This is a genomic window from Streptomyces sp. NBC_01426 (assembly GCF_036231985.1).
Taxonomy (GTDB): Bacteria; Actinomycetota; Actinomycetes; order Streptomycetales; family Streptomycetaceae; genus Streptomyces.
The window spans coordinates 1,729,001-1,741,718 of the sequence record NZ_CP109500.1 but is presented as its reverse complement, the minus strand read 5'-3'; the positions used below and the strand labels follow the sequence as shown (position 1 = coordinate 1,741,718).

The following is a 12,718-nucleotide window of genomic DNA, read 5'->3' as shown; positions in this document are numbered from 1 at the left end:
CCCGGCGGGCGCCGCACGCCCGGAAGGAGGACACCGGCCCGCGCCTCGGGGCCGTGCCGGCCGTCCGTGTCCATCCGCCACCGCCCCTCTGCTCCCCGGCTGCCCGCCGATCCACGGGAAGGGGTCCTCCGATCATCGGTCGACGCCGGTGTGGACGCCGTGACGGGATGGGCCGGGCGGGTGAGGGCGGCCCGGCCGAGGCCCGAGGTGACCGTTCGTACAAGGATCTTGACCTGTCTGCCGCGTGTCGAAGCCGCGCCGTGATCGTTTCTTCAGCCGTGACCCGCTTTGCCGCTGGTCTTGGCTGACGAACGGATGGGGAGGTCGTGCCGCGTGGTGAGCGCATGGCAGTACGTCGCCGGAGCGGGCCTGGTGGGCGCCCTCTGCCCGCTGCACGGGCACGTGGCCGTCGCCGGGGACGGCCACGGGCGGGGCGCCCGAGTGGACGTGTGCGTACCGGGCGGGTCCGTGCACGTGCGGCCACCCGCCGGCGGACCCGCCACCGTCCGGCCGCCGTCCGTGCCGTCCGTCGTGCCGCCCGCCGTCCGGCCGCCCGTCCGGGTGACCCTGCCCGGCGCCGGGCCGACCGCCCACCACCCGGGCCGGGCCCCGGGGCTCCCCGCCGCCGAGGGCCCGCGCGCCGCCGCCCCGGCACCGGGACTGCCCGACGCGCCACCGGCCGCCGGGGCCGAGCCCGTGCCCGCCGCCGCCCCGCCCGCGGCCCCCGCCGGACCCGTGCCGCCGGTCGCGCCCACGGTCGCGCCCGCTCCGGCCCGGGCGCGGACGGCCACGGAGTTCACCAGCGCCTTCCGGATGCGCCCGTACCACCCTGCGGCGTCCGAACGCCGGGGCCCCGACGGCCTGTCCGCCATGATGCTCATGGTCGTCGTCGGAACCCCCGCCGTGCTCGCCGCCGCCGCGCTGCGCCCCCGCTCCAAGGGCCGCGGCTAGCCGCCCCGCGGCTGCGCGGCCCGTCCCCACCGACCCCCGAACGGGAGATCCCTCGTGTCCGAATGGCTGGTCCTGGCCATCGCCATGGCGCTCGTCTGCGCCCTCGTCCTCACCATCACCACGATCCGGCACCGCCGGGTCGCCGCCGACGAGGACACCAGCGAGACCCCCGACGTCATCGAGTACATGACGATGATGGTCGGCGTGGTCTACGCGATCGTCCTGGGCCTGGCCATCGCGGGCGTCTGGGAGGCGCGCGGCACCGCCGAGGACAGCGTGCGCCGCGAGGCCCAGTCGCTGTACGAGGTGACCCAGCGCGCCGACGTCTACCCGGCCCCGGTCCGCGACCGGATCCGGGGCGAGGTGAACGCGTACGTCGCCCACACCGTCTCCGTGGACTGGCCGCTCCTGACCTCCGGTGAGGCCGCTTCCGCCGAGGGCGCGCGGCTGCTCGGCACGCTGCGCGGCGACGTCACCCACCAGAGCCCGACCACCGAACTCCAGGCACAGGCCTATCAGCCGCTGCTCGACCACATCGCGACCGCCGACGACGCCCGCCACTCGCGGCTGCAGAGCGACGAGTCCACGCTGCCGGGTGTCGTGTGGTTCGGCCTGCTGGTCGGCGGGGTGGTGACGGTCGGGCTGATCTTCACCCTCCAGATCCGCCGTTCCGGAAGGGAGTTGCTGCTGGCGGGGCTGTTCAGTGCGCTGATCGTGATGCTGCTGTTCATGGTGTGGAGCTTCGACGCGCCCTACGGCCGCGACGGCATCGACTCGGCCGGGCCCTTCCAGGACCTCTTCCCCACCCTGTCGGTAGCGGCTTCCCGCTGAACGCTCCCTCTGTCGGCTCTGGCCGGGGCAGGCCTACGGGCCGGTCCCGGCCAGAGCCGCGTCCCGGCGCGCCGCCGCCACCACGGGGGAGTGCCGCAGCGCGTGGGAGATCCGTACCAGGTCACGCGCCCCCTCGGCGGTGATGAGGACTCGTTCGCCCTCGACCTCGTCCCCGGCGCCCGCGCCCTCAAGGGCGCCGACGCGCACGGCCGCCGCCACCATCGCGGCGTCGGCCACGGCGCGTGCCGTCGCCTCGTCCTCCCCGTCCGAGCGGGCCCGTTCGTAGGCGAGGTCCCGGTGCCGCCGGTCGAAGCAGGGGCCGAGGCGCAGGAATCCGTCGTGGATGTCCGACTCCCGTTGGATCACCCGGATCTCGGCGGGCGACCACCAGGACATCCGCACGCCGGGGGTGCCGGCGGGCGCGGTGCGCTGGACCTCGTGCCAGAGCGTGCCCAGGCGTCGGTACGTCGACCAGGCGTGCAGGCTGTCCGACACCCGCTGGCAGAGCAGCGGCACCACGAAGCCGACGGCGCTGATCAGCGCGCCCACGGCCGCGAGCGGCGGGGCGACGTAGGTGCTCAGGTCGTCGAGGTTGTTCCCGGTCCAACGGGCCACGACCGCGGACATCTTCGCGGCGTCGTAGGTGAGGCTGAAGGCGTAACCGCAGACGATGACGACGAGGCCGCTGCGCAGCCAGCCGTTCACCTGGAGGGACCAGCGCCAGCACATCGCCACCATGGTCATGGCCGCCACGTTGTGCGCCACCAGGTAGAGGCCGATCATGGCGCCGATGTACGGGGTGTTCGCGTAGTAGGTGTCGAAGTCCCGCAGCCGTTCCACGGGGGTGGAGCCGAGGGCGAAGAGGATCATGATGACGGCGATGACGAGGGCGTAGCCGGTGATCCATCGGCGGGAGGCGCGCCGGATGTCCTCCGCCGGTCCGCCCCTCCAGTTGAGGAGGAGGACCAGACAGGATGCGCTGAACGCCGTCATCAGGCAGTAGACCCAGGGGGCGGAGAAGTTGGTGATTCCCGTCCACCGGTTGACGGCCCCGATGGTGGGCGGGGCGGCGAAGGTGAAGACGGATCCGGCCAGGAGCAGCAGGAAACAGACCGAGCGCAGCAGCGGGTCCCGCCAGTTGGTCCGCAGTGCCGGCAGCTTGAAGACGAGGGAGATCGCCATCGCGACGGCCGGTATGTAGTAGTCCTGTCCGTTCAATGCTCGTTCCTGTGCCCCCGGTAGCCGAGGGAGGTCTCGATGCGGCCCGCCAACTGGTCGCGCTGCGCCGGTGCGCGCTGGCCGGAGGACCCGGCCAGCCACGTCCGGCACCGGCTGCCGAGGAGGAGGCCGAAGGTTTCCGCGTCGGTCTCTTCCCGGACGTCGGCGCGGGTGCGTGCGGCGACCCGACGAACCGTCTCGCCCAGATCGGCCTGGTCGGTCAGCATCCGGGCGGCGACGGCGGCTCCGTCGACGTGGTGACTGCAGTGCCCGGCCTTCATGTGCCACAGCTCGTGGCCGAGGATCACCAGTTGGTGGTCCGGCGCCGTGTGTTCCTCGATGACCACGAGGTCGCGGTCCGCCATGTCGAGCCACAGGCCGCTCGCCGTCCCCTGGGGGAACGGCGCCATCCGGAACTGCACCGGGCGGCCGCGGTGTCTGCTCATGCCCTCACAGAGGGCGGCGTAGAGGTCCACGGGTTCCACGGGGGTGGTCAGCCTGAGGCCGGCCACGAGTTCCCCGCACAACCGCCGCTGCTCTCTGCCTATGCTCACCGTTCTCCCCGTCGGCGCGGATCCGGATCAGGACTCAAGGATCAGATCCAGACTTTCGACTGGGTCATGATTCGTTCGGTTTGACGCTTTCCAGGAGCATGTCCAGCCATTCCGTCACTTTGTCCCGGTGCTTGTCGCTGGGCAGTTGGGCGGCGCGCCAGGCGATCCCCCGCACTCCGTGGTTCTGCAGCAGTCTTGCCAGCGGATCGCCCACCGAAGCGGTTTCGGCCGGTACGGTTTGCGGCTCGCGTCCGGCGAAGTCCTGGAGCAACTGCTGTTCGGTCCGCTGGAGTGCGTCGGTCAGGGCGTCGGCGTCGTGGGCGGTGAGGAAGCCCGCGTGTACCCCGAAGAAGCGCTGGATGGCGTCGCAGTGCTCCATGGTGGGCCGCCGGTCGCCGTTGATCAAGGCTCCCGCCTGCTGCCGGGACATGCCCGCGCCGTCCGCGATCTCCTGCTGAGTGTAGCGGCGGCCGTTGGGTTTCACCCGGGTGCGCCGCAGCAGGTCCAGTCGCTGGAGGAAGCGTGTCTGGAGATCGGGTTCGCCGGCCCGCCGGCCGTCGAGGAGGGTTTTGACCACGTCCGTGGGGACGCCGGAGGCGTCCGAGAGCTTGCGCAGGTCGAAGACCTGGTTCAGGTCGCGACCCATTTTGCCCGCGAGTTCGGCTACCCGCGTGACGGTGGCTGCCAGAGACACGTTGGCCACCGCGACGGGAGCCGGGAAGCCGTCTGTCACCAGTGGTTCTCCTAGATCGCGCGAGGTCGGTACAGGCACGTGAGTCGGCCTCAGGGAATCTATCCGGTCTCTCGCGGCAGGGCCAGAACTTGCCACAGCTGTGGCGGGAATGAGCTGCCAGGAGGCTGGAATTGCCACAATAGTTGACACTCGAATGAAGTCGGTAGCAGGATCGCCACACGGAAATGAAGATCCAGACCGTGAGGAGGGGGAGCTCTCGGTGCTACATCTCGCAGCGGTGGGCCCGTCCGATGGCCTCGCCCGAGCCGGTGAGGAGCGCCTGGCGGACGATGAATCCGCCCGTGGCGCAGTGCGGTCGGAGCGACGCAAGGAGATTTTGCGCCGGCGTCGCGAAGAACTCGGGTTGAGCCAGGAGGACATCGCCGCACGGCTGGGCATCAGCGTGCGCGCGTACGGAAACTGGGAACGCGGCCTGGTCAAGGAATGGACCGACCGGAAGCTGCTCGCCCTGGCCGAGTCCCTGGAGATGAGCGAGCGGCAGTGCTTCTGGCTGTTCCGGGTCATGGTCGACCGGGACCCGCCGCCCACCTGGCGCGCGGCCGAGGAGAACCGGCTGCCCGAGGACCCCGCCCAACGCGACTACCTGTGCGACTACGCGGCTTTGATGGAGGCCGTGCCCTACCCGAGCTTCCTGGTGGATCACCGCTGGGACGTGGCCCTGACCAACTCCGCCTTCGACCGGCTCTTCCAGTCCGTGCGCCCGCACCCCACGGCCCTGCCGGACGACAACTTCCTGCGCTTCGTGCTGTTCCACCCCGACGCGGCGGCCGTGCTGGAGGACCACGAACCGGCCTGGTGCGTACCGCTCCTGGCCCAGTTCGCCAACGCCCTGGCCGGCGCCCCGGACGACGAGGGGCTGCGCAGCATCCGCCAGGAGGTGGCCCGCGACCCGTTCATGGAGGCCGCCTACCGGTACGGCGTCCCGCACTGGTTGAGCACCCACGGGGCGGCCGCCGCCGAACAGGACGGGGCCGTACGGACCGTGCGCCACCCGGAGCCCGGCTGGGGTCTGGTGCGCTGCCGGATGGTGGCCGAATCGAGCCACATGCTGGAGGGGATGGGCCTGACCCGGATCACGCTCGTCCTGTCGGCGCCGCAGGGTCTGCCGACCGGCCCGATCCGCAGCGTGCCGACCTCCCCGTACCAGCAGGGGGCGCGCCTGCGCGCCGTGCCGTCGCCGGCGGAGTGATCCCCGGCGGGGCGCCGGCGGGGGACACTGGGGCCCTTGATCGTGTGCCGCGTCCCGGATGCCGCGGATCGGGGGCGCGTCGGCCGCGCCACCGCATTCGTGTCGCCGATCGTGGCACTGGCGAAGGGCGGTAGAAGCGTGCGGCTGACCATCCTCGGCGGGGGCGGATTCCGCGTACCGCTCGTTCACGGAGCCCTGCTCGGCGACCACGCCGAGGGCCGGGTGACCCACGTGACCCTGTACGACGAGGATTCCGGCCGGCTCACCGCCATGGCGCGGGTGCTCGCGGACCAGGCCGTCGGTGTGCCGGACGCGCCGATCGTCGTCGCCACCACGGACCTCGACGAGGCCCTGCGCGGAGCCGACTTCGTCTTTTCGGCCATTCGTGTCGGCGGCCTCGACGGCCGCGCCGCCGACGAGCGGATCGCCCTGGCCGAGGGAGTGCTGGGGCAGGAGACGGTGGGCGCGGGCGGCATCGCGTACGGCCTGCGGACCGTGCCGGTGGTCCGTGAGATCGCCCGCAGGATCGCCCGGATCGCCCCCGAGGCCTGGGTCATCAACTTCACCAATCCGGCCAGCGTGGTGACCGAGGCGATGGCCGAGGAACTCGGACACCGGGTGATCGGCATCTGCGACTCCCCGGTGGGGCTCGGCCGGCGCATCGCCCGCCTGCTGGGGGCCCGGCCCGAGGAGGCCTGGATCGACTACGTGGGCCTCAACCACCTGGGATGGGTCCGCGGGCTGCGCATCGGCGGCCGCGACGAACTGCCGCGCCTGTTGGCCGACGACACGGCCCTGGAGTCCTTCGAGGAGGGCCGGCTCTTCGGCGCCGCGTGGCTGCGCTCGCTCGGCGCGATCCCGAACGAGTACCTCCACTACTACTACTTCAACCGTGACACCGTGCGCGCCTACCAGGAGGTGGAGCAGACCCGCGGGGCCTTCCTGCGCGACCAGCAACGCGGGTTCTACGCCGAGGCGGCCCTGCCCGGCCGGCCCGCCGGCGCGGCGCTCGCGGCCTGGGACCGCACCCGGGCGGAACGCGAGGCCACGTACATGGCCGAGAACCGCGAGGCCGCGGGCGTCGGCGACCGCGACGAGAGCGACCTGGAGTCCGGCGGCTACGAGAAGGTCGCGCTCGCGCTGATGCGGGCCATCGCCCGGGACGAACGCGCCACCCTGATCCTGAACGTCCGCAACGGCTCCACCCTGTCCGTGCTCGACGCCGAGGCGGTCATCGAGGTGCCCTGCCTGGTCGACGCCAACGGGGCGCACCCGGTCGGCGTGGCCCCCCTGCCGCTGCACGCGGTGGGGCTGGTGACCTCGGTGAAGGCGGTGGAGCGGGAGGTCCTCGCCGCGGCGGCGAGCGGCTCGCGGGCGAACGCCGTCAAGGCCTTCGCCCTGCACCCGCTCGTGGACTCGGTGGGCGTGGCCCGCCGCCTCCTCGACGGGTACGCGGCGGAACACCCGGGGCTGGCCTACCTGCGCTGACGAGGCGCCGGGGGAGCGGGCGGCGGGTCGTACTCCGGCGGGTCGGGGTCAGTTGTACTCCGGCCTGTCGGGGTCAGTCGTACGGCCCAGCGCCGCATGCGCCGCGTCGGGCGCGCTGTGAGAGTGCGAGGTGTGACCACTGCCCCCGCCGTAGCCGCGGCGCCCCCCGTGCTCGACCGGCGGCAGCGCAACGTCGTCTTCGGCACGATCATGCTGGGCGTGCTGCTGGCCGCGCTCGACCAGACGATCGTGGGCACCGCCCTGCCCACGATCGTGGCCGACCTCGGCGGCGGGGACCACATGTCGTGGGTGGTCACCTCGTACCTGCTGCTGGAGACCGTCTCGACCGTACTGGTCGGCAAGTTCGGCGACCTCTTCGGCCGGAAACTGATCTTCCAGCTCTCCGCCGTCATCTTCATCACCGGCTCTTTCCTGTGCGGTCTCGCGAGCAACATGACCCTGCTGATCGTGTGGCGCGGCGTCCAGGGCATCGGCGCCGGTGGCCTGATGGTCACGGCGATGGCACTGATCGCCGACGTGGTCCCGCTGCGCGAACGCGGAAAGTACCAGGGCATGATCGGCGCCGTCTTCGGCGTCGCCACCGTCATCGGACCGCTGCTCGGCGGCCTGTTCACCGACCAGCTGACCTGGCGTTGGTGCTTCTACGTCAACGTCCCCATCGCGATCCTCGTCGTCATCGCGGCCGCCCGCACCATCCCGTCGGTGCGCGCCGAGGGCAAGCCCGTCATCGACTACCTGGGCATCGCCCTGATCGCCATCGGGGCGAGCGCGCTGATCCTGGCCACCAGTTGGGGCGGCAACGAGTACGCCTGGACCTCGGGCGTCATCATCGGCCTGTTCGCGGGCGGTCTCGTCGCGCTGGCCCTCTTCTGCGTGGTCGAGACGCGGGCCGCGGAGCCGATGCTGCCGATGCGGCTCTTCCACAATCCCGTCTTCGCGGTGTGCTCCGTCCTGAGCTTCGTCGTCGGGTTCGCGATGCTCGGCGCGATGACCTTCCTGCCGACGTACCTCCAGTACGTGGACGGGGACTCCGCCATGGTCTCGGGCGTCCGCACCCTGCCCCTGGTCATCGGCCTGCTGATCGCCTCCGTCTTCAGCGGAAACGCCGTCAGCAAGACCGGCCGCTACCGGATCTTCCCCATCGTGGGCTGTGCCGTCATGGCCCTGGGCCTGTACCTGCTCTCGCGGATGGAGCTGGGGACCGCGTCCTGGCTGGAATCGCTGTACATGTTCGTGCTCGGCACCGGCATCGGCCTGTCCATGCAGGTCCTGACGATCGCCGTGCAGAACACCGTGGACTACGCCGACCTGGGCACGGCCACCTCCGGCGTCACCTTCTTCCGTACGCTCGGCAGCGCCTTCGGCACCGCGGTCTTCGGCACCATCTACGCGAACAGCCTGGGACCCGCGCTGGAGGCCGCGATCCCGGAGGCCGCGCGAGCCACGGGGGCGGACCCGGCGCAGGTGGCCAAGGCCGCGCAGAGCCCCGAGGGGGTGCACGGGCTGGACCCGGCGACGGCCGCGCCGATCATCGAGGCGTACGCGCACGCCCTGCACACGGTGTTCCTGTGGACCGTGCCGGTCGCGCTGTTCGGGTTCGTCGTCGCCCTCTTCCTCAAGCAGGTCCGACTGCGCGACAGCGCCCGGGCCGGCTCGACCGACATGGGCGACGGCTTCGGCTCGCCGGCCACGGCCTCCGGGGACTCGGCCAAGCTGCTGGAGCTGGCCGTCGGAAAACTCGTACGGAGCATGGGCGCGGACACGGCGCGCGGGATCGTCGGCGCCTCGGACACCCGCCTGGACATCGCGGGTGCGTGGGCGGTGATGCAGGTGGACCTGCTGATCCGGACGGTCGGGTACGCGAGCCTCGGCCTGGTCGCGGCGCGGCGCTCGCTCCCGCCGGAGGTCCTGCTGCCGGTCTTCGAACGGATGGTGGACGAGGGGTACCTGACCCGGGAGAACGACTTCGTCTCGCTGACCCATGCGGGGGAGCGGGAGGCGGGCGTCATCTCGCGCGCCTGGGGCGACTGGCTCGGTGACCAGCTGGAGAAGGACCGGGGCCGGCCGCGCAGCGCGGAACTGCGCGCGGCCGCGGACGCGATCGCCAAGCGGCTGCTGGCGGAGGACCTGGGCGACGGCAACTTCGCGCCGAGGCCCATCGCGGGGGCGGCGACCTGACCGAAGGGTCCGGTCCCGGTTCGGGCGGCGTGGGGGCAGGAGATCCGAGAGAGACGGCCTAGTCGTGCGTCGCGTAGTCGTACGTCGAGACGTCGGGCAGGTGACGTGCTTCGGGGAGGCAGGTGCGCAGGACCGTCACCGAGGGGACGTAGAGGTCCGTCGGGATCTCGGTGGGGGCGAACCAGGCCCATCGGGCGATCTTGTCGGGCTCGGTGGCCGCCGGTGTGCCTTCGGCGGTGTGGGTGACGGCGGCCGCGGTCAGTCGCGTCAGGCCGGCCGCGGAGTCGATGTGGACGGCCAGGACGTCGATGTCCTCGGGTTCCGCGCGCAGGCCGGTCTCCTCGGCGAGTTCCCGGGCCGCGGCCTGTTCGAAGCCCTCCCCGGCGTCCACCTTGCCGCCGGGCAGTTCCCAGCGGCCGTCGTGGGCCATGCCGAGCAGGACCCGGCCGTCGGCGTCGACCACGACGAGCCCGACGCCGACGACGGCGTTCGGCCGGGGGGCGGCGCGTACCCAGGGCTCGGGGGATGACGCGGGGTCGGTGGGGCCGGTGGGCGCGGCGGGTGCGGGGGCCATGGGTTCATTTGCCGATTCGGCAAGAACATTTGTCAAGCGGGACGCGTCGGGGCGACGCTCGGGACCCGCCACGGACGGGCGCGAGCCCCCGCGGCGGGCGTGGCGGGTGGATCGAATGCGATGGGTGTGGTGGGCATGGTGGGTGTGATGGGCATGGTGGGCGTGGTGGAAACGACTGGTTCGACGGATGCGATCGGTGCGACGGATGCAAACGGTGTGACGGATGCGATGAGTGCGACGGGTGGGCTCGGTGTGGTGGACGACGCGGATGTCGTGGACGTCGTGGTCGTGGGCGGCGGGGCCGCCGGGCTCGCCGGGGCGCTGACCCTGGCCAGGGCCCGGCGTTCGGTGCTGGTGCTCGACTCCGGCAGCCCGCGCAACGCCCCCGCCGCGCACCTGCACGGGTACCTCGGTCACGACGGTACGAGCCCTGCCGACCTGTTGGCCCGCGGGCGGGCGGAGGTGCTCGGGTACGGGGCCCGCATCCGGTCCGGGGCCGCCGGTACGGTCGTCGCCGCCGATCGTGTACCCGGCGGGGGATTCCTGCTCCGGTGCGGGGACGGTTCGGCCGTACGCGCGGGCCGACTCCTGGTCGCGACCGGGCTGCTGGACGAGCTGCCGCCCGTGCCGGGGCTCCGGGAGCGTTGGGGGCGGGACGTGCTGCACTGCCCGTACTGCCACGGCTGGGAGGTGCGGGACGTGCCCCTCGCCGTGCTGGCCACCGGGCCGCTCGCCGCGCACCAGGCGGGGCTCTGGCGCCAGTGGAGCGACCGGGTGACGCTGCTGACCCACACCTGGACACCGGGGCCGGACGAGCGTGAGCTGCTCGCTGCCCGGGGGGTCGAGGTGGTCGAGGACGAGGTGACGGGCCTGGACGTGGGTACGGACGACCGGCTCGCCGCAGTCGTGCTGGCGGACGGCCGGTCGGTGGCCTGTCGGGCGCTGGTGGTGGCTCCGCGATTCACCGCCCGATCCGGGGTGTTGACCGGCCTGGGGCTGCCGACGGCCACGATCGAGCGGGACGGCCGGGTCATCGGCACCTGTGTGGACGCGGATCCGCAGACCGGGGCGACGGCGCTGCCCGGGGTGTGGGCGGCGGGCAATGTCACGGCCCCGATGGAGCAGGTGGCGGGCGCCGCCGCGCAAGGGGTACGGGCGGCCGTCGCCATCAACACCGACCTGATCGAGGAGGAGACCCGCCGTGCGCTGCGGGCCGGGCGGGGCGACGCCGGCTGACCCTGTCGCCGCCGTGGCGGCCACGACCGTTCCGGGCGCCCTTCTCCTCCGCCCGCCTGTTCCGCCCGCACCTGTGCCGCTCGCGCCCGTGCCTCTCGTACCTGTGCCTCTCGTACTTGTTCCGCTCGTACGTGTTCCGCTCGTTCACGCGGTCGGGCGATGCGATGGGGACATGTGTGCGGGTTTCGGACACCTGCCGACCGTGCAGGCTCTGATCCGTGTGATCGTCGTACGGTTCCTTGGCTCAGGGGGGCGCAATGGCACATGTCCTGATCATCGGCGGAGGTATCGGAGGGCAGGCGACCGCGCTGCTCGCCGCCCGGCGCGGCCATACCGTGGAACTCTTCGAACGGGACGCCCGGGCCCCCGGTACCGCGCTCGACCGGGACTTCTTCGGCTGGCGCCGCCCGTCCGTGCCCCAGGCCACCCAACCGCACGCGCTGCTCGGCGCCGCCCGGAACGTACTGCGCGTCGAACTGCCCGATGTCCACGCGGAGATGCTGCGGCTCGGGGCCCGTGAACGGCACGAGCTCGACTGGTTCGACGCCCGCCCGCCCACCCGCCCCGGCGACGAGGACCTCGTCATGCTCCAGGCCCGGCGCATCGTCCTGGAGAGCGCGCTGGCCACCGCCCTGCGCGCCGAGACCGGGGTGGTCGCACGGCACGGGGAGCCGGTCACCGGGCTGACCACGGTGGCCGGGTCCGAGGGCATCCGGGTCACGGGGCTGACCGCGCCGACCGGGACGTTCTCCGGGGACCTCGTGGTCGACGCGGGCGGGCGGCGGGGCGGCGTCGAACGCTTCCTGGCCGAGGCGGGCTGCCGGCCCGTCCCCGTGGAACGGCACCGCACCGGGTTGGCGTACTTCTGCCGCTGGTACCGGCTGCCCGACGGCATGGACGAAGGCCCGCGCCGCCCCTGGGCGGTCACCGGCGGCGCGTTCGCCGGGTGCGCGGTGTTCCCCGCCGACAACAGGGTCTTCGCCGTCACCCTGTTCGTGCACACGGGGGACCCCACGCGCGCCGCGCTGCGCGATCCCGAGGTGTTCGAGGCCGCCGCGCGCGCCTTCCCTCCCGGCGCCGCGTGGCTGGGCCTGGGAGGCGAACCGCTGTCCGACGTCATGGCCGCCGCGAGCCTGGACAACCGCTGGTCCGCGCCCGCCGACGAGCAGGGTCCGGTGGTGAGCGGGCTGGTGCCCGTCGGGGACGCCATCACCCACACCAACCCGACCCTGGGCCAGGGGACCTCGCTCGCCCTGTGGGCCGCGAGCCGGGTGGCGCGCACGGCGCACCAGGACCCGGGCTCGTACCGGTTCGCCGCCGACTACCACGCCTGGGCGCTCCGGACGCTGAAGCCGTGGTTCGACTTCCAGGTCGTGGCCGACGCGGCCATCGGGGAGCGGTTCGCGACCAGGGCGGGTCGTACGGGGACGGCGCGCGAGGTGGCCGCACTGTTCGACTGCGCTCTGGAGGACCCGGAGGTGATGCGGGCGCGGGCCCGCGTGCGCCACCTGGCCGATCCGCCGGAACGGGCTTACGCGGACCCGGAGATCAGGGCGCGGGTGGCGCGCTGGCTCGCGGAACGACCGGACTACGCGCCGAACGAGGTCGGACCGGATCGCGCCGCATGGGAGAAGCTGACGGCGGGGTGAGGGTGAGGTGGGGGTGAGGGTGAGGTGGGGGTGAGGTGAGGGTGGGGCGAGGGCGGGGCGAGGGCGGGCGACGGC

At 72.7% G+C, this 12,718-nt stretch carries 11 protein-coding genes; 7 read left to right on the top strand and 4 right to left on the bottom strand.

Annotation, left to right across the window (positions count from 1 at the left end):
* Positions 1 to 333: 333 nt before the first annotated feature.
* Positions 334 to 951, top strand: coding sequence for a hypothetical protein (locus OG906_RS07680; RefSeq protein WP_329441172.1), 618 nt, complete (start codon positions 334 to 336; stop codon positions 949 to 951).
* Positions 952 to 1,005: 54 nt separating this feature from the next.
* Positions 1,006 to 1,782, top strand: a complete 777-nt coding sequence (locus tag OG906_RS07675; RefSeq protein ID WP_267827163.1) for a bestrophin-like domain — start codon at positions 1,006 to 1,008, stop codon at positions 1,780 to 1,782.
* A 33-nt stretch (positions 1,783 to 1,815) separates the two neighbouring features.
* Here OG906_RS07675 and OG906_RS07670 read toward each other — a convergent pair whose 3' ends face one another.
* From OG906_RS07670 to OG906_RS07660, 3 genes are all read right to left on the bottom strand, one after another.
* Positions 1,816 to 3,000, bottom strand: a complete 1,185-nt coding sequence (locus OG906_RS07670; RefSeq protein WP_329441169.1) for an MAB_1171c family putative transporter — start codon at positions 2,998 to 3,000, stop codon at positions 1,816 to 1,818.
* On the bottom strand, positions 2,997 to 3,554 hold the full coding sequence (locus tag OG906_RS07665) for a toxin-antitoxin system, toxin component (protein WP_267802134.1): 558 nt from the start codon (positions 3,552 to 3,554) through the stop codon (positions 2,997 to 2,999). Before OG906_RS07665 ends, OG906_RS07670 begins: the two co-directional genes overlap by 4 nt.
* 64 nt (positions 3,555 to 3,618) lie before the next feature.
* Positions 3,619 to 4,287, bottom strand: a complete 669-nt coding sequence (locus tag OG906_RS07660; protein WP_267827159.1) for a helix-turn-helix domain-containing protein — start codon at positions 4,285 to 4,287, stop codon at positions 3,619 to 3,621.
* Positions 4,288 to 4,597: 310 nt separating this feature from the next.
* On the opposite strand from OG906_RS07660, the gene OG906_RS07655 reads away from it, so the two are divergent.
* From OG906_RS07655 to OG906_RS07645, 3 genes are all read left to right on the top strand, one after another.
* Positions 4,598 to 5,497 (top strand): helix-turn-helix domain-containing protein, encoded by a 900-nt coding sequence (locus OG906_RS07655; RefSeq protein WP_267802136.1) that lies wholly within the window; start codon positions 4,598 to 4,600, stop codon positions 5,495 to 5,497.
* Positions 5,498 to 5,635: 138 nt separating this feature from the next.
* A complete protein-coding gene (locus tag OG906_RS07650; protein ID WP_329441165.1) occupies positions 5,636 to 6,985 on the top strand; it encodes a 6-phospho-beta-glucosidase in 1,350 nt (449 codons plus the stop codon).
* 96 nt (positions 6,986 to 7,081) lie between these two features.
* A complete protein-coding gene (locus OG906_RS07645) occupies positions 7,082 to 9,184 on the top strand; it encodes an MDR family MFS transporter (protein ID WP_329441163.1) in 2,103 nt (700 codons plus the stop codon).
* Positions 9,185 to 9,242: 58 nt separating this feature from the next.
* Here the strand turns inward: OG906_RS07645 and OG906_RS07640 are convergent, their stop codons facing one another.
* Entirely contained in the window at positions 9,243 to 9,758 is a 516-nt protein-coding gene (locus tag OG906_RS07640; RefSeq protein WP_329441161.1) for a nucleotide triphosphate diphosphatase NUDT15, read from the bottom strand.
* Positions 9,759 to 9,986: 228 nt separating this feature from the next.
* Between OG906_RS07640 and OG906_RS07635 the strand changes: the two genes are divergently transcribed.
* Complete coding sequence (locus OG906_RS07635) at positions 9,987 to 10,994, top strand: NAD(P)/FAD-dependent oxidoreductase (RefSeq protein WP_329441159.1); 1,008 nt, start codon at positions 9,987 to 9,989, stop codon at positions 10,992 to 10,994.
* 257 nt (positions 10,995 to 11,251) lie between these two features.
* Complete coding sequence (locus OG906_RS07630) at positions 11,252 to 12,643, top strand: NAD(P)/FAD-dependent oxidoreductase (RefSeq protein WP_329441157.1); 1,392 nt, start codon at positions 11,252 to 11,254, stop codon at positions 12,641 to 12,643.
* The last annotated feature ends 75 nt before the right edge of the window (positions 12,644 to 12,718 follow it).

Excerpts from the sequence above, each read along its gene's own strand:
- OG906_RS07645 (WP_329441163.1), top strand. The coding sequence starts at position 7,082 with ATGCGCCGCGTCGGGCGCGCTGTGAGAGTGCGAGGTGTGACCACTGCC.
- OG906_RS07640 (WP_329441161.1), bottom strand. The coding sequence starts at position 9,758 with ATGGCCCCCGCACCCGCCGCGCCCACCGGCCCCACCGACCCCGCGTCA.
- OG906_RS07635 (WP_329441159.1), top strand. The coding sequence starts at position 9,987 with ATGAGTGCGACGGGTGGGCTCGGTGTGGTGGACGACGCGGATGTCGTG.
- OG906_RS07630 (WP_329441157.1), top strand. The coding sequence starts at position 11,252 with ATGGCACATGTCCTGATCATCGGCGGAGGTATCGGAGGGCAGGCGACC.